At 62.4% G+C, this 22,982-nt stretch carries 15 protein-coding genes, 1 tRNA gene, 2 rRNA genes and 1 pseudogene (1 of these 19 running past the window's edge); 8 read left to right on the plus strand and 11 right to left on the minus strand.

Going from position 1 to position 22,982, the window contains the following annotated elements:
• Positions 1-220 precede the first annotated feature (220 nt).
• Positions 221-1,336, plus strand: a complete 1,116-nt coding sequence (locus tag GDA49_02200) for a dimethylsulfoniopropionate demethylase (protein MBC6439230.1) — start codon at positions 221-223, stop codon at positions 1,334-1,336.
• Between the two features lie 129 nt (positions 1,337-1,465).
• On the opposite strand, the gene GDA49_02205 is transcribed toward GDA49_02200, so the two are convergent.
• The 5 genes from GDA49_02205 to GDA49_02225 all read right to left on the minus strand — a co-directional run bounded on the left by GDA49_02205 (position 1,466) and on the right by GDA49_02225 (position 6,928).
• On the minus strand, positions 1,466-1,921 hold the full coding sequence (locus GDA49_02205) for a methylated-DNA--[protein]-cysteine S-methyltransferase (GenBank protein MBC6439231.1): 456 nt from the start codon (positions 1,919-1,921) through the stop codon (positions 1,466-1,468).
• Between the two features lie 245 nt (positions 1,922-2,166).
• Positions 2,167-4,845, minus strand: coding sequence for a sodium:solute symporter (locus tag GDA49_02210; protein ID MBC6439232.1), 2,679 nt, complete (start codon positions 4,843-4,845; stop codon positions 2,167-2,169).
• On the minus strand, positions 4,845-5,105 hold the full coding sequence (locus GDA49_02215) for a hypothetical protein (GenBank protein ID MBC6439233.1): 261 nt from the start codon (positions 5,103-5,105) through the stop codon (positions 4,845-4,847). Before GDA49_02215 ends, GDA49_02210 begins: the two co-directional genes overlap by 1 nt.
• Positions 5,102-5,479 carry a response regulator gene (locus tag GDA49_02220; protein ID MBC6439234.1) on the minus strand — a complete coding sequence of 126 codons (378 nt, stop codon included), beginning with the start codon at positions 5,477-5,479 and terminating at the stop codon, positions 5,102-5,104. The genes GDA49_02215 and GDA49_02220 overlap by 4 nt, the downstream gene beginning before the upstream one ends.
• Before the next feature lie 102 nt (positions 5,480-5,581).
• A complete protein-coding gene (locus tag GDA49_02225; protein ID MBC6439235.1) occupies positions 5,582-6,928 on the minus strand; it encodes a DUF2083 domain-containing protein in 1,347 nt (448 codons plus the stop codon).
• Positions 6,929-7,213: 285 nt separating this feature from the next.
• Here GDA49_02225 and GDA49_02230 point away from each other — a divergent pair, with 285 nt between their 5' ends.
• The 6 genes from GDA49_02230 to GDA49_02255 all read left to right on the plus strand — a co-directional run bounded on the left by GDA49_02230 (position 7,214) and on the right by GDA49_02255 (position 13,047).
• Positions 7,214-8,554 (plus strand): substrate-binding protein, encoded by a 1,341-nt coding sequence (locus tag GDA49_02230; protein ID MBC6439236.1) that lies wholly within the window; start codon positions 7,214-7,216, stop codon positions 8,552-8,554.
• Positions 8,555-8,634: 80 nt separating this feature from the next.
• Positions 8,635-9,663 carry a branched-chain amino acid ABC transporter permease gene (locus tag GDA49_02235; protein ID MBC6439237.1) on the plus strand — a complete coding sequence of 343 codons (1,029 nt, stop codon included), beginning with the start codon at positions 8,635-8,637 and terminating at the stop codon, positions 9,661-9,663.
• 9 nt (positions 9,664-9,672) lie between these two features.
• Entirely contained in the window at positions 9,673-10,830 is a 1,158-nt protein-coding gene (locus GDA49_02240; GenBank protein MBC6439238.1) for a branched-chain amino acid ABC transporter permease, read from the plus strand.
• Positions 10,831-10,841: 11 nt separating this feature from the next.
• Positions 10,842-11,597, plus strand: coding sequence for an ABC transporter ATP-binding protein (locus GDA49_02245; GenBank protein MBC6439239.1), 756 nt, complete (start codon positions 10,842-10,844; stop codon positions 11,595-11,597).
• Positions 11,594-12,409 (plus strand): ABC transporter ATP-binding protein, encoded by an 816-nt coding sequence (locus GDA49_02250; protein ID MBC6439240.1) that lies wholly within the window; start codon positions 11,594-11,596, stop codon positions 12,407-12,409. The genes GDA49_02245 and GDA49_02250 overlap by 4 nt, the downstream gene beginning before the upstream one ends.
• Before the next feature lie 17 nt (positions 12,410-12,426).
• Positions 12,427-13,047, plus strand: a complete 621-nt coding sequence (locus GDA49_02255) for a hypothetical protein (protein ID MBC6439241.1) — start codon at positions 12,427-12,429, stop codon at positions 13,045-13,047.
• A gap of 134 nt (positions 13,048-13,181) precedes the next feature.
• On the opposite strand, the gene GDA49_02260 is transcribed toward GDA49_02255, so the two are convergent.
• The 3 genes from GDA49_02260 to GDA49_02270 form a co-directional block, all read right to left on the minus strand.
• Positions 13,182-13,904: a hypothetical protein gene (locus GDA49_02260; GenBank protein MBC6439242.1), complete on the minus strand. Its 723-nt coding sequence runs from the start codon at positions 13,902-13,904 to the stop codon at positions 13,182-13,184.
• A 33-nt stretch (positions 13,905-13,937) separates the two neighbouring features.
• Entirely contained in the window at positions 13,938-15,242 is a 1,305-nt protein-coding gene (locus GDA49_02265; protein MBC6439243.1) for an FAD-binding oxidoreductase, read from the minus strand.
• Between the two features lie 131 nt (positions 15,243-15,373).
• Positions 15,374-15,514: a hypothetical protein gene (locus GDA49_02270; protein ID MBC6439244.1), complete on the minus strand. Its 141-nt coding sequence runs from the start codon at positions 15,512-15,514 to the stop codon at positions 15,374-15,376.
• 407 nt (positions 15,515-15,921) lie between these two features.
• Between GDA49_02270 and GDA49_02275 the strand changes: the two are divergent.
• Positions 15,922-21,035 (plus strand): annotated as a pseudogene (locus tag GDA49_02275) (RecQ family ATP-dependent DNA helicase).
• Positions 21,036-21,142: 107 nt separating this feature from the next.
• Here the strand turns inward: GDA49_02275 and GDA49_02280 are convergent.
• The 3 genes from GDA49_02280 to GDA49_02290 form a co-directional block, all read right to left on the minus strand.
• Positions 21,143-21,219 (minus strand) — tRNA-Met (locus GDA49_02280).
• Between the two features lie 79 nt (positions 21,220-21,298).
• Positions 21,299-21,413, minus strand: a 5S ribosomal RNA gene (rrf, locus tag GDA49_02285).
• 152 nt (positions 21,414-21,565) lie between these two features.
• Positions 21,566-22,982, minus strand: a 23S ribosomal RNA gene (locus GDA49_02290); it runs 1,353 nt beyond the window's last position.

Raw genomic sequence — 22,982 nt, forward strand, 5'->3', positions numbered from 1 at the left:
GGACATCCCCGGCAACATGGGCGCAGCAACTGGACGGCCGCCGCCTTCATCGACGAACGCGCCGACGAGACCCAGGAAGTCGAGGTTACCAATACGCAATACTCGACGGGACCCGACATGATGGTCGCGAAGGCCACAAGGGCCGCGTCAGCGCCTTCGTTCGGGTCTGGGATTTCGAGGGCCGATCTGCTGAAATCTGCCAGATCGACTGGAAGGGCTGATGACCGCACCCATTCTCGCCGCGTCGCGCCGCACGCGCCGCACGCCTCTTTCGTCCCGTGTCTACGACGCGGGCGTGAAGGGTTTCACCGTCTACAATCACATGCTCCTGCCGACGGCCTTCCGATCGGTCGAGGAAGACTATCGACACCTCAAGGAGCACGTTCAGGTCTGGGACGTGGCCTGCGAACGGCAGGTCGAGGTGGTCGGCCCCGATGCGGCGCGCCTCGTGCAACTCATGACCCCACGGAACATGAGCAAGATCGTCGTGGGCCAGTGTGCCTATGCACCTCTGGTCGACGAAAACGGCGGCATGATCAACGACCCCGTGATCCTGAAGCTCGCCGAGGATCGCTTCTGGATTTCGGTCGCCGACAGCGATGTCGTGCTCTGGGCCAAGGGCCTGGCCTACGGCATGGGCCTCGACGTTGCGGTCTTCGAACCGGATGTCGGACCGCTCGGCATCCAGGGACCGAAGTCGGATGAGCTGGCCGCCCGTGTCCTGGGCGAGGCCGTTCGCGACATTCGCTTCTTCCGCTTCGCAATGCTGGAGTTCGAAGGGCACCCGTTTGTCGTCGCCCGCTCGGGCTGGTCGAAACAGGGCGGGTTCGAAGTCTATGTCGACAACCCCGGGAAGGGCGTGGCGCTCTACGACGCGCTGTTCGCCGCAGGTGGCGACCTTGATGTCGGACCCGGTTGCCCCAACCTGATCGAACGCATCGAGGGCGGGCTGTACTCTTACGGTAACGACATGACGATCGAGCACGACCCGTTCGAATGCGGGCTCGGGCGCTATTGCCATCTCAATGCCGCCATCGACTTCATGGCGCGCAAGGCGCTGGAGACCAGGCGTGATGCCGGCGGCCCGCAGCGCATGATGCGGGGTGTCACCTTCGAGGGCGAAACCTGCCCGCCAAACGTCGAGGCATGGCCGGTCCACGGCGGTAGCGGCCAGGTCGGCCAGATGACGTCGGCGGCCCACTCGCCCGATCTCGGGACCAACATCGGCTTCGCCATGATCGAAAAGGCGCACTGGGATACCGGCACGTCCGTGACTGTCGAGACACCCGACGGCGCACGACACGGAACGGTCGTGGACCTGCCGTTCGTGAAGTAGGTCCCGCCCTACATCTGTCATCCCGGCAGAAGCGAAGCGGAGAGCCGGGACCTCAAGCGACAGGCCCTGACCTGTCGAGGTTCCGGATCGCGGTCGCGTTGCTCCCCTGTCAGGGATGACAATGAAGGGCTAGAGCAGCAGCGAGTACGCGCCTTCGAGCTTGAGCAGAGCGACCTTCATATCGACGCCCCCGTCGCCGGAGAACCCGCCGAGCCCGTCGGCGCCAACCACGCGGTGACAGGGAATGATCACGGGGATCGGATTGGAGCCGCAGGCCTGGCCGACCGGATGGGCCGGAACACCGAGGTCGCCGGCGATATCGCCATAAGTCCGGGTCTCGCCCTTCGGGATCGCGAGCATCGCGTCGTAGACCTGCTGCTGGAAGGCTGAGCCGGCCGGCGCCAACGGCAGGTCGAAGCGGTCGCGCGCGCCGTCAAAGAAGGCGCCCAGTTGGCGCAGACCCTCTTCGATCACCGGCGTGCGCTCGCCATGGTCCTGCGCATGCCAGAGCAGCTTCGTGATCGCGCCGTTCTCCTCGACGATGCCGAGGCGTCCGACCGGGGTGTCCGTAGCGCCGATGTTCATATCCTCAGTTTCCGCCTCGGCCACCGACGAGACAAGACAGATTGCTGTCATCGAACGGGCCGATAATCATGCTGTCCCCATTCGCATGAGAGCGGCCATGAAACTCGTCCACATCTCCGACACCCACATCAATCCCGAACCCGCCGTTGTCTTCATCTCACACGAACGCCTCCTGGATTCATTCGCTGATACGGGCTAGCCCTGCCGCGCGGCGGGGACCAGGGTCGACATGCTCGAAAATGACGTCAGCGGGCGGCGGCGGCGAAACGGGGCATCTTGATGCGGAAGAAGCTGGCGTCCTCGCTGGTGAACTCGATCGTCAGGTCGCCCCCCATGGCGCGCATGATGGCGCGGCTGATGGGCAGGCCGAGACCGGCACCCTGATCGCGACCGGCGCGGCTGCCACGCGCGAACTTCTCGAACACGACCGTCGCATCGTCCCGTGTCACACCACCGCCGTTATCGACGACATCAATCCAGACGGTGTCGCCAGGGCAACTGGTGCGCACGGTGACCTTCGGTTCCTCGGCGGTGTTGTACTTCACGGCATTGGACAGAAGGTTGATCAGCACCTGGCGCAGCCTATCCTGGTCGGCCCGGATCTGCAGCATGCCATCGTCCGGTTCGATGCCGACCGCGACTCTCTTGCTGCGCGTCATCCCGGAGACGGCGTCGCAGGCCGCGCGCACGGCGGCCTCGGTGTCGACGGGCTCCAGCAACAGGTCGGTCGTTCCGGCCTCCAGCCTGCCGATGTCGAGGATCTCGTCGAGCAGACGGGTGAGACGCAGACTCTCCTCATGGATGATCTTGAGGAAGCGGTCGCGTTCCTCCGCGCCGACCTGGCCGCCGTCCATCAGGATCTCCGAGAACGAACGGATCGAGGTCATCGGCGTGCGCAGCTCATGGCTGACCTGGCTGAGGAACTCATCCTTCTGCACGTCGAGTGCGCGCAACCGGTCGTTGGCGTCGCGCAGCTGCTGTGCCGCGCGTTCCAGTTCGTCGGACTTTTCCGAGAGTTGGCGCGAAGTCTCGATGAGCTGCTGGGTCTCGTCGGCGATGTCAATCAGCTCGGTCATGCTGACCGTCTTGCGTCCGGCGATCCGCGCGACCATGGCGTGCGCCGACGCTGCGCCAACCGAGCCTGCGAGCTCCCGCTCAAGCCGCGACACCACCGCATCGGTCGACACCGGCATCGAACCCGACCGCCCTTGACTGCGCGCCATATCGTCGAACAGGCGACGGGCCGGGTCGGCCCCGAGGATGCGCTGGGCCAGAACGAACAGCGCCTCGATGTCGGCCGTACCGGCGACAAGGGCGCTGGCCTGTCCTCCGGTCGCGCGATAGACGTCGACGAAGAGCGAGGATTGCAGGCGCTCCAGGGCGCCGGCGGAGGTGAAGGTCGAGACCACCACAAACAGCAGGGCGTTGATACCAACACTCCAGATCACCGCATGCACGAGCGGATCGATCCCGTCGAGACCGAGCAGCGCCCGGGGCCGCAGCGCGGCGATGGCCCAAGGCCCGTTGTCGATGACCGCCTCACTGAGAATGAAGTCGCCCCCGAAGCTGGGCAGGAAGAGCGTGTAGGCCCAGAGCAGGAAGCCAAGGATCATGCCGGCCAAGGCGCCCACGCGGGTTGCGCCGCGCCAGAACAGCCCGCCCAGCAGGCTCGGCAGGAACTGCGCGACACCGACAAAGGCGATCAGGCCGATGGCGGCAAGCGCGTCGGACCCGCCCTTGATGTAGAAGTACAGGAATCCGAGCCCCAGGATGATCGCGATGCTGACGCGCCTGGAGGTCAGCAGCAGGTTGCGCACGTCGCTGCTCACGGCTCGGCCGCGGGACAGGATACGCAGAGCCAAGGGCATGACGATGTGGTTCGACACCATGGTCGAGACGGCGATCGCAGCAACAATGACCATCGACGTAGCCGACGAAAACCCGCCCAGGAACGCCAGAAGGGCAAGCTCGTGCCGTTCCTCGGACAGCGGCAGCGTCAACACATAGAGATCGGGGTTGGCGCCTGCAGGCAGCGTTTTCAGGCCGACCAGCGCGATCGGCAGCGTGAAGACCGTCATACCGAAGAGGTAGAGCGGGAAGAGCCATGACGCCGTCGCCAGATGACGCTCCTCGACGTTCTCGACCACGGTCACCTGGAACTGCCGCGACAGGCAAATGATCGCCGTTGCCGACAGGAACATCAGCGTCACCCAGCGTGATCCGAAGATGTCGCCTGCGCCGCGGATGGCCTCCTCGGACACGCCTTCGAAGACATCGCCGAAGCCATCCGACAGGACATAGACCGCAAACACGCCGACCGCGATGAACGCGGCGAGTTTGACGATAGCCTCGAGCGCGATGGCGGCCACGACACCATGATGACGCTCGTTGGCATCCAGGTTCCGGGTACCGAAGAGGATCGTAAACAGCGCCATGCCGGCGGCGATCCAGAAGGCCGTCGTGACCTCGTCGGACGTACCGGAGATCACCTGATAGCTGCGCGTGACCGACTGGAGCTGCAGCGCGATGTAGGGCGTGGTTGCGATCAGCGCGATCAGGGTCACCAGCACGGCGAGGCTCGAACTCTTGCCGTAGCGCGAGGAGATCAGGTCGGCGATCGAGGTGGTGCGGTGCACCTTGGCGATACGCACCAACTTGCGCAGCAACCACCACCAGCCGGCGAACACCAGCGTCGGTCCAAGGTAGATCGTGATGAACTCAAGACCGTTGCGTGCGGCCGACCCCACGGCACCATAGAACGTCCAGGACGTACAGTAGACCGAGATCGACAGCGTGTAGATCACCGGCGAATGCAGCCAGCGCATGGGGCCCTTGCGGGTCCGCCGATCGACCACGAAAGCGACTGTGAAGAGCAGTACGACATAGGCGATGCAAACCAGGAACAGGAGGTCGACGGAGAGCATTACGCCTCGTCATCAGCGTCCGTCGTCTTGATGCTGCGCCAGAGCCGACCGGAAAGCATCGCGGTACCCACGATCAGGCCGAGCCAGACAGCGAAGACATAAAGCAGAGAGATCGGCAGGCTGGCCAGTTGGCCGTCCAGCAGAAAGGCCGCCCCGAGCGGCGGCATGAGCAGAACGAGGCCGATCAGCAACAGGACGATGGAGCGATCCTGTGCGGAGCGCGACGACCGCTGCGGATCGCGGCGGTCGGCCATGCTCAAGCGGACGACCGGCCGGCGAGCTGGGCGACCGCCTCGATGATGTCGGAATTGGCGAAGGGTTTGGTGATGAAGAGGTCGGCACCGCAGGCCAGTGCGGTCTCGCGGTCTTCCTTCTGACCCTTCGCCGTCAGCATGAGGACGGGAAGCCTGCCGGCGTTCTGGTCGACCCGAACCCGGCGCAGGATCTCATAGCCGTCCAGTTCAGGCAGCATGACATCGAGGATCATGACATCGGGCGTGTCGGACAGAGCCGTGTCGAGCGCGCTCTTGCCGTCGCTGACGACCGCCACGTCGTAGCCCGCCCGCTCAAGCAGAAAGCTGAGCGACTCAACGATGTTGGGCTCGTCCTCGGCGATCAGAACACGTTTCGTCATGGCCCCCCACGCCTTCACCGCCAGTTCTGTCTGGCGTTCGATTGAGCAGTTGGCCGACGATTAGACGTGACTTGCCGCGGACTTGCAACGTTCATGCCCCGTTCAGCCCGCCAACGGGTCCTCGACCCTGTGCGGACAGGCGTGTCGCGGGCAAAGCCGGCAACTCGGCCCCACCTCCTCCACCGGCACCGCGGAGTCAGGACCATAGACCGTCTGGCTCGCATCCTCCTCGGTCATGGCGATCATGTCCGTCAGATAGTGACGCGGCTTGCCGAACCCCGACGGTCCGGCGTTGCGGGCGCGAGCGACAAAGACAAAGTGCGCACCCGACGGGAAAAGCACCCGCTGGCGGATGAACGCCTCGGGCGATTGCTGGGCGCGGTAGAGCACCCAAAGCGGACAGGCCGACGCGTAACGCGGCACGGCAAGGTCCTCAAGGCCATACATCTCGATCAGCGTACCTGCGGCGTTGGCCTGGTAGTAGCCGAAGCGCGGCAGGTCTCGGTCCGGCGGCAGCGATGTCAGGCGATGACAGACACGTTCGACGTCGACGGAAAAGGCGTCCGCGAGCACGTCGACATCGAAGCCGCACCCGAGCGCCCGATCAATGAAGGGCTCCATGGGCATCAGCACGGCCGATGCGGCATAGTCCCGAAGCGTCTGTGCCGCTCGGCCGCGCGCCGCCGCCGTCTCGATCTCCGGTGCGGCGTCGATCAGATCTGTGATGGTGCGGTCGAGACAATCGTCGACCAGGGCGGAGACATGCTGCCAGCGTGAGCCCTCGAAGCCATCAGGCACGCCGGCGTCGAGGTCCGTGACGGCCTTCTCGAGTGCCACCACGTGATTCTGCCGGTTCTCGAAGAAGGCTTCGGCTTCGTCCAACGGAGTCAGGATTCTGTCGGGATCGTCGGTCTTGTGGAGATAGGCCGCCAAGGCCTCGCCGACATCGGACAGCACCTGGCTTTCCTCATGGATGATCGAGACGAAGCGGTCGCGCCGTTCCGTTGGCGCGTCGGGGAACTCGGTCAGGATCTCGCTCGATGAGCGAATGGCCGAGATGCGGCTCAACATCCGGTGCACGACCTCCTCGAGGAAGGGATCGTTCGACAGACGATCCGACAAAACCTGCGCGCGGCTTCTGGCGTCGCGCTCGGATCGGGCAAGGGTGGCAATGCCGCGGGCCCAGCCCGGGAAACGACCGATGAGCTCGCCCGTGCGCGGGACCTCGGGGCCCAGGTTCTCGACCGGCGGGAGATGTGCGATCTCGGTCAGCGACTCCAGAAGACGCCGCTCGGCGGCCCCGTCGAGTTCGTCGAGGGAGAGGTCGAGCGCTTCGGCCGTACGGCGCAACAACGGGCCGGCGATCTGCCGCTTGTTCCATTCGATCAGGTTTAGATAGGACGCGGAAATCCCGACCTCGCGGGCAAGCGCGGCCTGCGTCAGCCCCATCTCACGCCGCCGCTGGCGGATCCGGTTCCCGACAATCGAACGGTCGGGACCTGATAGACTCTTGGAATCAGCGGTTTGCGGCGCGACAGAGTCAATCATTGACAAATACACTCCGGTTGACAGTTAGAAATTGACAGAAAAATAATGTAATATCAATTAGTTGTTGTCCTCTTGACAGATAGAGCGTATCGTTTTCGCGGCTATCGGAACATCCGTGCCAACCGAACCGGAGGGGCCTCTGGTCATCGGAGCCCTCTCGGGGACACGCACAAGGGAGAACTGTACATGCGTAAACTGGATATCAGCCGTCGCGGCCTTCTGAAGGGTTCCGCGATCGCAGGCACCGGCCTCGCCGCGCCGGCCGTTCTGACGACCCCAAGCTGGGCGCAGAGTTACACGAACGAGCCGACCGGCGACACGGTCACGCTCGGCTTCAACGTGCCCCAGACCGGCGCCTACGCCGATGAGGGCGCGGACGAGCTGCGTGCCTATGAACTGGCGGTCAAGCATCTGAATGGCGAAGGCGACGGCGGTATGCTGAACACCTTCTCGTCGAAGGAACTGCAGGGCAACGGGATCAACGGCAAGCGGGTCGAGTTCGTCACGGGCGACACGCAGACCAAGTCGGACGCCGCGCGCGCCAGCGCCAAGCGCATGATCGAGAAGGACGGCGCGGTGATGATCACCGGTGGTTCATCCTCGGGCGTCGCCATCGCCGTGCAGGGCCTCTGCCAGGATGCTGGCGTCATCTTCATGGCCGGCCTGACCCACTCCAACGACACTACCGGCAAGGACCGCCGCGCGAACGGCTTCCGCCACTTCTTCAACACCGAGATGTCGGGCCGCGCGTTGGCACCGGTGCTCCAGGCGGCCTTCGGTAATGAGCGGACGGCCTACCACCTCACCGCCGACTACACCTGGGGCTGGAGCCAGGAAGGTTCGATCATCAAGTACACCGAGGACCTCGGCTGGAACACCGAGGCGGCCGTTCGTACGCCGCTCGGCGCCGGTGACTTCTCGCAGTACATCACGCCGGTTCTGAACTCCGATGCCGACGTGCTGGTGCTCAACCACTATGGCCGCGACATGGTCAATTCGCTGACCCAGGCGGTCAGCTTCGGCCTGCGCGACAAGCAGGTGAACGGCGAGGACTTCGCAATCGTCGTTCCGCTCTACAGCCGCCTGATGGCTCAGGGCGCGGGCGAGAACGTGGCCGGCATCTTCGGTTCGACCAACTGGCACTGGTCGCTGCAGGACGCAGGCAGCCAGGCCTTCGTCAAGTCGTTCGGTCAGGAGTACGGCTTCCCGCCGAGCCAGGCCGCGCACACCTGCTACTGCCAGACGCTGCTCTATGCCGACGCCTGCCAGCGTGCCGGTACTTTCCGTCCATCCGGTGTGGGTGCTGCGCTCGAAGACTTCGAGTTCGACGGTCTCGGCAACGGCCCGACACTCTACCGCGCCGGTGACCACCAGTGCTTCAAAGATGTGCTGGTCGTGAAGGGCAAGGAGAACCCGAACTCCGAATACGACCTGCTGGAGATCGTCGAGATCACGCCGCGTTCGGCGGTTGAATATCCGGTCGATCTCTTTGAAGGCGAGCTTGGCCCCTACAACGACGGCGCCTGATTGCTGAACCGTTGACCACATCCGGTCGCCCCCGGCGAGGTGCTGGGGGCGACCGGCTCCTTTTCGGAGGGACCTGACCGATGGACGCCATCCTTCTGCAGATCCTGAACGGCCTCGACAAGGGCGGCGCTTATGCGCTGATAGCCTTGGGGCTCACGATCATTTTCGGCACACTGGGCGTGGTGAACTTCGCCCATGGTGCACTCTTCATGCTGGGTGCTTTCTGCGCCGTCACCGTCAAGACACTGCTGAGCCTTGAGCAGGTCGTGGAAGACCCGAACCAGCTGACCGCCTGGGGCACGCCGGTCGAGATCCGCACGCCCTATGTCGAGGCCTGGTTCGGTGACTTCGGACTGACGCTTCTGCAGTACTCGGTACCAGTTTCCATATTGATCGCCATTCCGGTGATGCTTGCCATCGGCATCGCCATGGAGCGCGGTCTCATTCGCTTCTTCTACAAGCGGCCCCACGCAGAACAGATCCTGGTGACCTTCGGCCTCGCCATCGTCATTCAGGAAATCGTCAAGGCGCAATTCGGTGCCAACCCGATCCCGCAGCCTGCGCCCGACATCCTCCGGGGCATGGTCGACTTCGGCACCGTGATCGGCCTTGAGGCCGGCAACGTGGCCTACCCGGCATGGCGCCTAGTCTACTTCCTCTTCTCGGCGGCGATCATCGGTCTGGTCTTTGCCTTTCTGCAATTCACGACCTTCGGCATGGTCGTACGCGCCGGCATGGCGGACCGCGAAACCGTCGGCCTGCTCGGCATCGACATTGATCGGCGCTTCACCATCGTCTTCGGCATGGCGGCCGTCGTCGCCGGTCTTGCGGGCCTGATGTACACACCCATCCTCAGTCCCGACTACCACATGGGCATGGACTTCCTCGTCCTCAGCTTCGTGGTGGTCGTGGTTGGCGGCATGGGTTCGCTTGGTGGTGCCGTTGCCGCGGGCTTCCTGCTCGGCATCGTCCAGAGCTTCGCCTCGATGAACGAAGTGAAGGCCATCCTTCCCGGCATCGACCAGATCATCATCTACCTGATCGCAGTCGTGATCCTGTTGACCCGCCCCCGTGGCCTGATGGGCCGCAAGGGCGTGATGGAGCACTGAACCATGGCTATGTTCAAGATGACCCGCCAAGACATGATCCTGCTCATCGTCTTCTCCGCGGCCGTGCTCGCGGGTCCGATCATCCTGCAGCCGGTGGGTGCCGGTTATCCGGATCTGTTGCAGAAGTTCGCGATCTTCGGAATCTTCGCACTCGGCTTCAACATCCTCTTCGGGCTAACCGGTTATCTCTCCTTCGGTCACGCCGCCTTCCTCGGCGTTGGTTCGTACACCGCAGTCTGGACCTTCAAGCTGTTCAGCATGAACCCGGTTCCGGCGATCATCTTCGCCACCCTGCTGGGCGGTCTGTTCGCCGCACTGGTCGGCTATGTCTCCCTGCGCCGGTCGGGTATCTACTTCTCGATCCTGACGCTCGCCTTCGCGCAGATGAGTTACAACCTCGCCTACTCGGTACTCACGCCGATCACCAACGGCGAGACCGGCCTGCAGCTCGTACAGTCCGACCCGCGGGTGCTCGACGCCGCCTTCGGGCGCGACTACGGCGCGGTGCTGCCGTCGAGCGACCTCTTCGGCATCAGCATGACCGGCTATCCCGGCTTCTACTTCTGCGGGGTGATGCTGATCATCTGCTTCTTCATCGCCATGCGCATTTTCCGTTCTCCCTTCGGACTGATGCTACGGGCGGTGAAGTCGAATCAGAACCGGATGAACTACACCGGTCTCAACACCCGGCCCTATACGCTCGCGGCTTTCGTGATCTCGGGCATGTATGCCGGGCTCGCAGGCGGCCTGATGGCCGTCACCGATCCGCTCGCAGGCGCCGAACGGATGCAGTGGACGGCGTCGGGCGAGGTCGTGCTCATGACCATCCTGGGCGGCGCAGGCACACTGCTCGGTCCGGTGATCGGCGCGGGCGCGATCAAGTACTTCGAGAACATCTTCTCGGCCTTCAACGAAGGTGTGCTGATGAACGCCTTCAGCTTCCTGCCGGAGTTCCTGCAACACGTGGCCGTGTCGGTCTCCAGCCTGTTCGTCGGCGAAGGCTGGCACCTCACGCTCGGTGCGCTCTTCATGATCATCGTGATCTTCCTGCCGGGCGGACTGATGGAGGGAGTCAACCGGATCCGAAACTGGATCCTCCGGCGCTTCGGGGGCGATGACGACAAGAAGGACGCCGAGCCGGTATCCGAGCCCACCCCGGCAGAATAGGAGGCAGGACGATGAGCATTCTCACCGTTCAGAACGTCAACAAGCGCTTCGGCGGCCTGCTTGCGCTCGACAACGTTAACCTGCAGGTCGAGGAAAACACGGTGCACGCCATCATCGGTCCAAACGGCGCAGGCAAGTCGACACTGCTCAACTGCTTCGTCGGTCTCCTGGAGCCCGATACCGGCACGGTCATGTTCGACGGTCAGTCCCTGCTGGGCCTGAAGCCGCATGAGATCAACCAGACCGGAGTGAGCCGCGTGTTCCAAACACCGGAAATCTTCGGCGACCTGACTCTGCTGGACAACGTGGTCATTCCCGCGCTCGCCAAACGTGATGGCGCCTTCAAGCTCAACGCGCTCACGGCGGTGGGCGATGAGACCGCCGTGCGTGAGCGCGCTCTGGAAGGTCTGCGCGACGTCGGTCTGATCGATCAGGCCGAGGTCACGGCCGACCAGCTTTCACGCGGCGACAAGCGGCGGCTCGAGCTCGCCATGTGCCTGGTGCAGGATCCCAAGCTTCTGCTGCTCGACGAACCGACCGCGGGCATGGCGCGTGCCGACACCAACAACACGATCGAGCTGATGAAACGGATCGCCCGGAGCGGCGTCACCATGGTGGTGATCGAGCACGATATGCATGTCGTCTTCTCGCTCGCCGACCGTATCTCCGTGCTCGCCCAGGGCACAGTGATCGCCGAGGACATGCCCGACAAGATCAAGGGCGATCCCCGGGTCCAGGAAGCCTATCTCGGAGGAGCCCACCTATGACCGACACGCAGGCAGGCGCCGCGCCCGAGCAGAGCACACTCCTGAGCGGCAACGAGTTCAAGGGTGCCGCCCCCGGCAAGGCGCCAACCCTGTCGACGGGTGGACAGGCCGCCTACTTCTCGTGCTGGGATATTCACGCTTACTACGGCGAGAGCTACATCGTGCAGGGTGTGAGCTTTGACATCCGCGAGGGTGAGATCGTCGCCCTGCTGGGCCGCAACGGTGCGGGCAAGACCTCGACCCTGCGCGCCATCGCCCGGGTCGACGACCCGGCGCTGCGCTCAGGCGAGATCTGGCTCGACCATCAGCCGCTCCATGAGATGCGCTCGCACCAGGCGGCCCAGATCGGCATCGGCCTTGTGCCGGAGGATCGCCGGATCATTCCCGGCCTGACCGTCGAGGAGAACCTCAAGCTGGCGCAGATCGCCCCGCCGGTCGGCTGGTCGATCGAACGGATCTACGATCTCTTCCCGCGTCTGGGCGAACGGCGCGACCAGGAGGGAACGACGCTTTCGGGCGGCGAGCAGCAGATGCTCGCGATCGGCCGCACGCTGGCGCGCGACGTGAAGCTGCTGCTGCTCGACGAGCCTTACGAAGGACTGGCTCCGGTCATTGTCCAGGAAATCGAGAAGACGCTGGAGCAGATCAAGAAGCTGGGCATGACCACGATCATTGTCGAGCAGAACGCGATCGCTGCGCTCTACCTGGCCGACCGAGCTATCATCCTCGACATGGGACAGGTCGTGTTCGACGGCATCGCCCAAGAGGTGCTCGACGACGCGGATCTGCGCCAGCAGTACCTGGCGATCTGATTCCGGGGCACCATGCCATGGTTGAGGAGCACGGAGCAGCGCCACCCACGCTGGCGCTCAACACCAAGCTCGAAGACGACTTTGTCTCGCCGCTGACCGCGGTCCGCGGCTCGCTCGAAATCCTGCGCGACCATCCGGAACTGGCGGTTGCCGATCGCCGCCGCTTCATCGACATGGCGCTCGATGGCTGCGCCCGACTGGACCATGGCATCAATGACCTGGCGGCCTCCGTCTATGCCGCCGGTCAGCGGGCGGACGACGAACCGGCGGATGGGCTGGCCGCTGGTGAGCCGGCGCAGAGAATCAGATTCGATCATGAAACCAACATCGCCGAACTCGATCTCTCGGATCTGGAGTTCGACAGCTCGACCGCCGTTAACGCCTTCTATGACAGGATCAGCGCGGCGCTCGAAGCAACGGGCAAGAAGTGGTTCCTGATGGTCGATCACACCGACTGCAACATCTGGCCCGAGGCATGGATCGCCTTCGCCTATCGGAGCAAGAAGGCCGCCGCGGCTTATGCTCTGGGCGTGGCGCGCTACGCGATGTGCCCGAGCGGCAACCAACCAGCGGCCTCCGGCATGTTCTCGTCGCGCGAGGACGCCATGGCCGACATCGAGCGGCAACGCGGCAGATAACTCAACTCGCGAACATGCGTCCCCGCAATGATTTGCTATTGGAACCGCATGCTTGTCCCGCGCCGCGCACGTTGCATGTTCACGGACGCACTGCTCGGTGTCCTGCTCGTCTCTCCGCCCAGAGACGCGCAAGCTCAGGACATACCGACAGTCCAGAATGGTCTGTGCAGTCGCAGGCCGGCGGTGTTCTCGCCATCCTCGGCCTCTCGGTCGTGCCCAACGATACTGCCAGTACGCTTTCGGTCGATGCAGGCGTCTGCGACATCAAGTTCCAGGCCTTGCAACTGGGTGCCGGCTTCACGTGATCCGATGAGCTTCCACTCTACCTTGAGGGCTTCGCCAGCTACGACCCCCGGTTTGTCTTCTCCAACAACTCGCGAACGACAGTAGTCGACGCGAAATGGACCAGCGTCGCAGGCACCGTTGGTGTCGGGTGGAGTTTCCCGATCAGCGAAGAATAGGTATTCCGACCCATCCTGAACGGCTCGGTCGGCCACATCTCGGGCGCCCACTTCAATCCGGCAATCATACTGGGCCCCTGAGCCGGCGGGCGCTTCGACGCCAAAGACAGCGCGCCTCACTGGGGCACCCAGGTCGTCAGTGCCATCCTTGCGACGGTCATGCTCTACGTCATCGCGAGCGGTCAGCCGGGCTTCAGCCCGGCCGGCGGCTTTGCGGCGAACGGCTACGGCTCGCATTCGACCGAGCGCTACACGCCAATTGCCTGCCTGGTGGCCGAAGTGGTGCTTGCCGCCTTCTTCCTGATCGTCATCATGAGTCCAACCGACAAACGCGCACCGGCCCGGTTTCGCACCGCTTGCGAGCGGCTTCGGCGCGTTCGCCAGCGGCTTGGTCATGGGCCAGCTCTGGCTCTTCTGGGTGGCACCGCTCTAGCGTTCGGTCGTGTCGACGGTGTTGCGCCGGATACGACGACGGCCGATGAAACCACGGATCGGCTCCGGCGGAATCCACGCCGGTGCAGGGATGCGCATCTGATCGCTCAAGAGATCGGAGTCCTGGCCGGCAATGTGGTCGGCCAGGAGCGTACCAGCCATGGTGCCATTGGAAACGCCTGCGCCATTGCACCCGATCGAGCCCCACATCCCGTCGCCGAGCCGACCGAAGATATGACCTTCGTTACGCGTGATCGCGACGCAGCCGCCCCAAGTGTGTTCGATGTCAAGCTCGGCAAGCTGCGGCCAGCGTTTGGCGATCGACTCCGCATGGATACGTCGAACATGTTCCATGAACGCTGTATCTGACGTGCCGCCGGGACCGTAGTAGCCGGAGTTGCGCATCACGATACGGCCGTCGGGCGTATGCTGGAGCGTGGAGCCGCCCATGCAGGACGGCAGCAATCCGAAATGGCTGCCGTCGCCACCCATCGCGGATTTCTCCTCATCGGTCATCGGACGCGTGATGCTGGCGAAGATCGACAACGCGACCATGGCGGAACCGCCGACGCAGAGCGAGGGCGAGAAGACGTTGGTGCAGAGCAGCACCTGATCGGTGACGACTTCGCCGTTCGCGGTCTCGAGCCTGTGAGGACGACCACGCCGGTGGCGCAGGACCGGCGAGTCCTCGTAGACCGTGACGTTGCCGGGCAGGGTCTGCACCAGGCCGCGGCACAACGCGGCCGGGTTGACCAGCGCGGTCCCTTCGACCTTCACACCGCCGGTGTAGAACCCGGAGCCAGTGATCCGTGCGATCTCGCCCGCATCGAGGTCCGTGTGGGACGCCCCGAGCGAGTCGTTGCCTCTGCGCTGCTCGTCCAGCCCCTTCTCACCGGCGGATCCTGCCGCCACCCAGAGCTTGCCCCATTGCCGCCACTGGCAGGCGATCTGGTTCGCCTGGACCAGGTCGCAGAGAATGGCGAGGCCACCGCTCGACAGCCGCTTGCGGGCTTCAGCCAGCGCCTGGTCGGGGAACGGAAGCTGGTAGGGCATGAAGTGGAAATCAAGCACGAAGCCGGAGTTGCGGCCCGACGTGCCGAAGCCGACCCGTTCGGCCTCGATCAGCGCGATCGGCTGATCAGGATAGTGCTCAGCAAGCCTGCGGGCCGCGGCAAGACCGGTGAAACCAGCACCCACCACCGCCCATGGCACCCGTACGCTGCCCTCCGGCCGCCGGGCCGGCGGTGGGTCGGGTAGGACGTTGTACCAGCCGTTGGTGGCGGCGTTGGATGGAGGCTTCACGACACATCTCCGGAAAGACGCGGCATTGAAGACCAATCGACAGGCTGAGGCGAGCCTGTTCTTGCCGTCTCTCGCACCCCCGTCAGAACCGCACACTCACGACACGATCAGGGCCGGCCACCACCGAAACCTTACGGTGACCGGCACCACCCCGAATAGGCCAGATTGTTGCGGTCGCCGGGCACTTTCACGGGCCGGCCATCCTTGATCTCCAAGAGAACGCCGCAGCCGTTGTCGAAGAAACGGCACATCATCGGCTGTGCGGTCGTCATGGCAGCCTCCCCCAGACTCTCATCTCCCACTCTGTCGCAGGACGACGGTACGGGGCCTCACGATTGGGCGGTGCCCGACGATAACGCACCTTGTCGGCCTGATTTGTGATCGACCAGCCCTGAATCAGAAACGGCGCTTTGGAAATCCGGAACGCCGCGTTATCTTGCGAAGTAGTAGCGGGGGCCCGCAGCAGCTTCTGCTTGCTGTTTGCGGCGGAGGCACTGAGCCCACTGGATTGGGGCAGAAGATCCAAGGCTCTACCACCACGCAGATAAACTGCTACCCGACAGTAGTGGCTCAGCCTTTGGACGGAGCTGGGACCATACTCTAGACTGTGTGAGCCGACGTCGCTCACGCTTGGGGCTCAAAGCGGGATAAACAAAGCCGATCCGGCTCGACAATTCAGATGTCCAGTTCATTCCAGAGCTTCTTGGCGCGATGTGTTTCCGTCGACCTGGAGGTGGATCCCAGAACCGCAAAGATCTTCGGTCTTGCAGCCGTCCGACACAAACTCGGCGACAGCATCGTCCTGGACAAGAACGGCTTGAAACAGTGTCTCGATACACTCGAAGAGGCACTCGGCACCATCGATCACATGATTGGCCATAATATCCTAAGGCACGACCTTCCGCACTTGGTGGCAAGGCGCCCGCGGTTGGGAGAGATCGTTAGGGGCCCGATTGACACGCTCTGGCTCAACCCGCTCGCCTTTCCACGCAATCCCTATCACCGGCTGGTCAAGCACTATCAGGATGGACGCCTCCAAGCGGGCCACGTGAACGACCCTGAAAAGGATGCTGAGCTCGTCTTTCAAGTCTTGGAAGGGCAACTGGACGCCTTCACGAATCTGAACGCCGAGAGTCAGGATGCCCTGACCGCCTATCACTTCCTGACCACACGTTCAGAGCCATCAACCGGGTTCGATGCCGTGTTTCGCGAGATTCGCGGGGCACAAGTTCCGTCAGTCGCGGCTGCGCAGAAAGCCATTGAGTGTCTGCTGTCAGGCCAGTCGTGTGCACCGCAGGCAGAGGAACTGCTCGAGCGGATCGGAAGTCCGGAACTGAGTTGGCCTACGGCCTATGCCCTAGCCTGGATCTCGGTGGCGGGCGGCAACTCGGTGATGCCGCCATGGGTGCGCAAGAGCTTTCCAGATGCTGCCAGGATTGTCCGGCGCTTGCGTGATACTGCCTGCGGCAGCGCTGAATGCCCCTGGTGCAAAGAACAGAATGATCCGAAGAAGGCCCTCTCACGATGGTTTGGCTTCGATGCGTTTCGACCTGAGCCCGTCGACGACAAAGGTGAATCCCTTCAGGAGCGGATTGTTGACGAGGCCATGCGCGGTCAAGCCATCCTCGGCATCTTGCCAACCGGAACCGGCAAGTCTGTCTGTTATCAGATTCCGTCACTCTCAAAGTTCGACAAGATCGGTGCGCTGACCGTCGTCATCTCGCCCCTGGTGGCGCTGATGGCCGATCAGGTTCAGGGCATGAGACGCGCGGGCATCTCCTCTGCGGTCACCATCAACGGCATGCTCTCCATGCCCGAGCGGCAGGATGCGCTCGACAAGGTTCGGATGGGTGACGCGGCAATGCTGCTGATCTCGCCCGAACAGCTACGCAGTGTCTCGGTCAGGTCCGTGCTGAACCAGCGTGAGGTCGGTCTCTGGGTACTTGACGAAGCGCACTGCATCTCTAAATGGGGGCACGACTTCAGACCGGATTACCGCTACGTCAGCCGTTTCATCAAGGAGTTCTCAGGCGATGAACCGCCTGCTCCGATCCTGTGCCTTACCGCCACCGCCAAGCCGGATGTCATCAGCGACATTCGAGACCATTTCCGATCGCGCCTCGGCGCTGATCTCCTCCTGTTCGATGGGGGAGCCAAGCGCACCAAACTGACGTTCGAGGTGCGACCGACGCAGCGGGAGACCAAGCTCGTCGATATCCTTGATGTGATAGAGGCGAACCTGCCGGCCGAAGGTACGTCCGGCACCGTCGTCTACTGCGCGACCCGAAGCGCAACGGAGCGGGTTTCCGAGTTTCTGCAACAGCAAGACATCGCTGCCGAACGGTTCCACGCCGGACTGACACCAGAAGAGAAACGCGAGACCCAAGAGAGGTTCCGTGTCGGAGCCCTGCGTGTCATTGCAGCCACCAGTGCGTTTGGCATGGGTATCGACAAACCGGACATTCGGCTGGTCGTTCACGGCGACATTCCGAGCTCCTTGGAGAACTACCTGCAGGAGGCCGGTCGTGCGGGACGCGATCGCGCGCCGGCAACCTGCGTTCTGCTGTTCTCCACGAACGATGTGGAGCGTCAGTTTTCGCTGTCAGCACGTTCACGCCTTGCTCGCCACGAGATCGGTGCGGTCCTGAAGGCGCTTCGCCGCCTCGATACCAAGACGGCGAAGCAGGGCGAGGTCATTGCGACTACTGGAGAAATCGTCCACGCCGAACAGGATCGGGAGTTCGAGCGTGACAGTGCGACAGACGACACCCGCATCAAGATCGCAGTCTCGTGGCTCGAAGAGGCCACGTTGCTGACCCGCGAAGAGAACCGGGTCCAAGTGTTCCCGTCCTCGCTGAAGGTTCCGACCATGGAGGCAGCAAAGGAGCGGATCGCCAGCGCGAGCGTTACCGGCGCCAGACGCAGGCAACTGCTGGGGATCGTCTATCAATTGATGAACGCCCCACCCGACCAGGGCATTTCAACTGACGAACTGACGGGTGCCAACGGTCTGACCGGCCGGAGCCTTAACAAGGCGATGGCTGATCTGGAAACGCTTGGCATCGCCAGCAACGACATCGCCATCACGATCTTCGTTCACGTCGGTGTCGAGGGGCAATCATCACAGCGGTTGCAACATGCCGCACAACTGGAAACCGACCTGATCGCGCTGATGCGGGAGTTTGCGCCAGGCGCAGAAACCACCGACACGATCCCGCTGAACCTGTCGGAGACGTGCCAGATGTTGCGCGATCGTCATGATCACATTGTCCGTCCGGACATTGTCGAGAAGTTGGTGCGCAGCATGGCTGGTGACGGCCGCGACCAGGATGGTGGCCGGGGCAACCTCAGGCTGCACAAGGAATCACGCAACACGCTCTCGATCACCCTGCGGCGATCCTGGTCCGTCCTATCTGAAACCGCCGAGCTGCGGCAGCAGGCTGCCACTCACCTGCTTGGGCACCTCACGGAGAGGGTACCAAAAGGCAAACGCGGCAAGGACATCCAAGTTGAAACCACCATGGGTGACTTGCTCGCGAGGCTCAACGGCGATGCACTTCTGCGCGATACCGTGAAGGATGTGAGCAAACTTATGGAGCGAGCACTCCTCTGGCTCCACGAGCAGGAAGTGCTCACGCTGGGCAAGGGGTTGACCGTCTTCCGTCCGGCAATGACGGTCCATTTGCGCAAGAGCAGAGACGGCTTCACCCAGAAGGACTTTAGCCCGCTTGAAAAGCACTATCTCGAGCAGACCATCCAAACCCACGTCATGGCTACCTACGCGGAGACCGGCCTCAACTCGATGGCAATGGCTCTCAGCCTTTCGGAGGATTACTTCACCCGGGATCGAGACACCTTCCTGAAGCGCTGGCTGCCCGGACGCGAAGCAGAGATCAGACGTCAGACGACAAACGAGTCGTGGACGTCGATTGTCGAGGATTTGGGAGATCCCGTTCAGCAGGAGATCGTCTCCGACGATCGGGCACAGACCAACGTGCTGGTTCTGGCAGGACCCGGATCCGGCAAAACAAGGGTCCTGGTCCATCGCATTGCCTATCTCGTGCGCGTCAAACGGGAGGACCCGCGCGGCATCCTGGTCCTCGCCTACAACCGTCATGCAGCCGCCGAGATCCGGATCCGCTTGCGCCAACTGATTGGTGACGAGGCCAACGGAGTGACCATCTCGACTTGCCACGCCCTTGCCATGCGATTGGTCGGCGTGAGCTTTGCCGGTGCATCGGGTGCCGACCATGACTTTGATGGCATTGTGCTTGAGGCCGTGCGCCACCTGAACGGCGAGGGTCTGACGAAGTCCGAAGCAGAAGCCCAGCGGGAGGGTCTGATCCTGGGCTATCGTTGGATTCTCGTCGATGAGTACCAAGACATTGGGCCCGAAGAGTACGCCCTGATTGCAGCGGTCGCTGGCCGTTCCCTTGACGACCCCGATCTGCGACTGAGCCTATTCGCGGTCGGAGACGATGATCAGAACATCTATGCCTTCGCCGGTGCCTCGGTCCGATTCATCCGCCAGTTCGAGGAGGACTACCGTGCCAAGCCTGTCTTCCTGATCGAGAACTACCGTTCGACCCAGCACATCGTCGCCGCAGCCAACACGGTAATCAAAAAGGCCCAGGATCGTATGAAGATTGGCCGCGATATTGTCGTGAACCGGGAGCGTGCCCGGGATCCTGCCGGTGGCGCCATGGCCTCTCTCGACAGTGTTGCCATGGGTCGTGTTCAACTTGTGGAATATTCGCCGGACGACGTTGTGCAGGCCGCTGCCGCGATCCAGGAGCTGGAGAGGCTCGCCCGTCTGGACCGGAGTGGGAGTGGTCAAGGACAGCTGTCGTCTCGCGAAACTGGCGCTTTCTTACACCTGTTCGCGCCTTGGCTGAGGCACATCAGATTCCAGTTGAGATGGCCTACGAGACACTTCCCAACATTTGGCGCCTTCGTGAAATGCAGGCCTTCATTTCTGACCTGCGGCGCAAACAAACACGTCGGCTTGAGACCAAAGAGCTGTGGGCCCTACTCGGCAGGCAGGGCCGCAACAAATGGACCGAACTGATTGGAGAGGGCATCACCGCACTCCAAGAAGAAGTCGACGGCAAAGCCATATCAGTTGCCGATCTCGTCGAGTGGTTTGCGGAGTGGGCTCGAGAGACCCGAGGCAAACAGCAGGGCCTTCTGCTTCTGACCGCGCACCGGGCAAAGGGTCTCGAGTTCGATCACGTCGTGATTCTGGATGGAGGTTGGGAGGCAAAATCTGCGGTCGAGGACAGTGACGCTCCCCGCCGCCTTTTCTATGTCGCCATGACCCGCGCAAGACGAAGCCTCACAGTACTGAGTAGGGGTAACCATCCGTTCCTGACCACATCGGAGGATGCTGTCCTCAGACGTCGGATTGTTCCCGACATCAAGGATCTATCGGTGGGAGCAGAGCGCTACGTCCTGCCGGAAATGAAACTCGTCAACCTGTCCTGGGCTGGCCGTCTGCCAACCGGCCATCCAACCCACGTGGCCATTGACCGGGCACAGATCGGCGATGCGATCGATCTGGTCGCCAAGGGTAATGACTGGTTCATCCGAAACCAACAGGGCCAGTCTATCGGTCACATGTCGCGTGCCTTCGCGCCACCCGATGGTACTGGGCTTCATCGCGGCGAGATCGGTGCGATCGTTCGATGGCGGATGCTCGACAACAAAGAAGATTACAGACGCGGCATCCACATCGACGAATGGGAGGTTGTTCTGCCTGAACTCATCTACAGACCCAGGAAAAAATCGGAATAGTTCGACCGAGCAGTCTACTAGTAAAGGTCCTGCCAATGGTTCCAAGGCAATAAGCGCCCACCAATGACAAACGCCCCACCGCGCAAGCGGTGAGGCGCCATGTTTCGTGGTAGCGGGGGCAGGATTTGAACCTGCGACCTTCAGGTTATGAGCCTGACGAGCTACCGGGCTGCTCCACCCCGCACCAAGCTCGTGAGTTCATCTTAAAGGGCGTGATTAGCAAGACGTCAGGGCCGGGTTGGGCCGGGCGACGTGCTTCAAAAGCCTGGCAGCGACCTACTCTCCCACGCCTTAAGACGTAGTACCATTGGCGCTGGAGGATTTAACGGCCGAGTTCGGAATGGGATCGGGTGGAGGCCCCCCGCTAGAGCCACCAGGCTGTTGAAACGCGTCGCCTTGACCCTCAAGCATATCGTCTGACGGGACGACATCGGCAGGCGTGTCTCGTGTTCTATGTTATTGTGATGTGGTGTTCCAGCGTGGACTCAGGTATGATGCGCGTTGAGTTCGTGAACCCCCAAAGAGATTCATTGAAGATCAAGCCGATCGAGCGATTAGGACCAGTTAGCTTCACGCGTTACCGCGCTTCCACACCTGGCCTATCAACGTGGTGGTCTTCCACGGCTCTCAAGGGAAACCTGGTTTCGAGGGAGGCTTCCCGCTTAGATGCCTTCAGCGGTTATCCCGTCCGCACATAGCTACCCGGCGGTGCCGCTGGCGCGACAACCGGTACACCAGAGGTGCGTCCATCCCGGTCCTCTCGTACTAGGGACAGATCCTCTCAAGTTTCCTAACACCCATGGCAGATAGGGACCGAACTGTCTCACGACGTTCTAAACCCATCTCACGTACCACTTTAATCGGCGAACAGCCGAACCCTTGGGACCTGCTTCAGCCCCAGGATGTGATGAGACGACATCGAGGTGCCAAACACCGCCGTCGATGTGGACTCTTGGGCGGTATCAGCCTGTTATCCCCGGAGTACCTTTTATCCGTTAAGTGATGGCCCTTCCACGCGGAACCACCAGATCACTATGACCGACTTTCGTCTCTGCTCGGCCCGTCAGCCTCGCAGTCAGGCAGGCTTTTGCCATTGCACTCAACAGCTGATTTCCGACCAGCTTGAGCCTACCTTCGCGCGCCTCCGTTACTCTTTGGGAGGCGACCGCCCCAGTCAAACTACCCACCATGCAGGGTCCCGGCCCCGGATTCACGGGGCTCGGTTAGATATCAACGAGCATCAGGGTGGTATTTCAAGGTTGCCTCCACGCAAGCTGGCGCCAACGCTTCAAAGGCTCCCACCTATCCTACACAAACAATCGTTAATACCAGTGCAAAGCTGTAGTAAAGGTTCACGGGGTCTTTCCGTCTAACCACGGGAACTCCGCATCTTCACGGAGAATTCAATTTCGCTGAGTCGACCTTGGAGACAGTGGGGAAGTCGTTACGCCATTCGTGCAGGACGGAACTTACCCGTCAAGGAATTTCGCTACCTTAGGACCGTTATAGTTACGGCCGCCGTTTACCGGGGCTTCGATTCAAGGCTTGCACCTCTCCTCTTAACCTTCCGGCACCGGGCAGGCGTCAGACCCTATACGTCGTCTTGCGACTTAGCAGAGCCCTGTGTTTTTAGTAAACAGTCGCTACCCCCTGGTCTGTGCCCCCCGCTCCAGGTTGCCCTGAAACGGGGCCTCCTTCTTCCGAAGTTACGGAGGCAATTTGCCGAGTTCCTTCAAGATCGTTCTCTCAAGCGCCTTGGTATACTCTACCATCCCACCTGTGTTGGTTTCGGGTACGGTCTATATGCCAGAGCTGTTTCCTGGAACACCACCACGGCCCGGATCAATCCGATAAGACCGAACCATTTACGGTGTTCGTCACTTCTGGCAGGCCCAGGACTATTAACCTGGTTCCCATCGACTACGCCTTTCGGCCTCGCCTTAGGGG

Source organism: Rhodospirillales bacterium (assembly GCA_014323865.1).
GTDB lineage: Bacteria > Pseudomonadota > Alphaproteobacteria > SP197 > SP197 > SP197.

What these genes read in the sequence shown, in the direction of transcription:
- GDA49_02200 (MBC6439230.1), top strand. Translation starts at nt 221, where the DNA reads ATGACCGCACCCATTCTCGCCGCGTCGCGCCGCACGCGCCGCACGCCT.
- GDA49_02205 (MBC6439231.1), bottom strand. Translation starts at nt 1,921, where the DNA reads ATGAACATCGGCGCTACGGACACCCCGGTCGGACGCCTCGGCATCGTC.
- GDA49_02210 (MBC6439232.1), bottom strand. Translation starts at nt 4,845, where the DNA reads ATGCTCTCCGTCGACCTCCTGTTCCTGGTTTGCATCGCCTATGTCGTA.
- GDA49_02220 (MBC6439234.1), bottom strand. Translation starts at nt 5,479, where the DNA reads ATGACGAAACGTGTTCTGATCGCCGAGGACGAGCCCAACATCGTTGAG.
- GDA49_02225 (MBC6439235.1), bottom strand. Translation starts at nt 6,928, where the DNA reads ATGGGGCTGACGCAGGCCGCGCTTGCCCGCGAGGTCGGGATTTCCGCG.
- GDA49_02230 (MBC6439236.1), top strand. Translation starts at nt 7,214, where the DNA reads ATGCGTAAACTGGATATCAGCCGTCGCGGCCTTCTGAAGGGTTCCGCG.
- GDA49_02235 (MBC6439237.1), top strand. Translation starts at nt 8,635, where the DNA reads ATGGACGCCATCCTTCTGCAGATCCTGAACGGCCTCGACAAGGGCGGC.
- GDA49_02240 (MBC6439238.1), top strand. Translation starts at nt 9,673, where the DNA reads ATGTTCAAGATGACCCGCCAAGACATGATCCTGCTCATCGTCTTCTCC.
- GDA49_02245 (MBC6439239.1), top strand. Translation starts at nt 10,842, where the DNA reads ATGAGCATTCTCACCGTTCAGAACGTCAACAAGCGCTTCGGCGGCCTG.
- GDA49_02250 (MBC6439240.1), top strand. Translation starts at nt 11,594, where the DNA reads ATGACCGACACGCAGGCAGGCGCCGCGCCCGAGCAGAGCACACTCCTG.
- GDA49_02255 (MBC6439241.1), top strand. Translation starts at nt 12,427, where the DNA reads ATGGTTGAGGAGCACGGAGCAGCGCCACCCACGCTGGCGCTCAACACC.
- GDA49_02260 (MBC6439242.1), bottom strand. Translation starts at nt 13,904, where the DNA reads ATGACCAAGCCGCTGGCGAACGCGCCGAAGCCGCTCGCAAGCGGTGCG.
- GDA49_02270 (MBC6439244.1), bottom strand. Translation starts at nt 15,514, where the DNA reads ATGACGACCGCACAGCCGATGATGTGCCGTTTCTTCGACAACGGCTGC.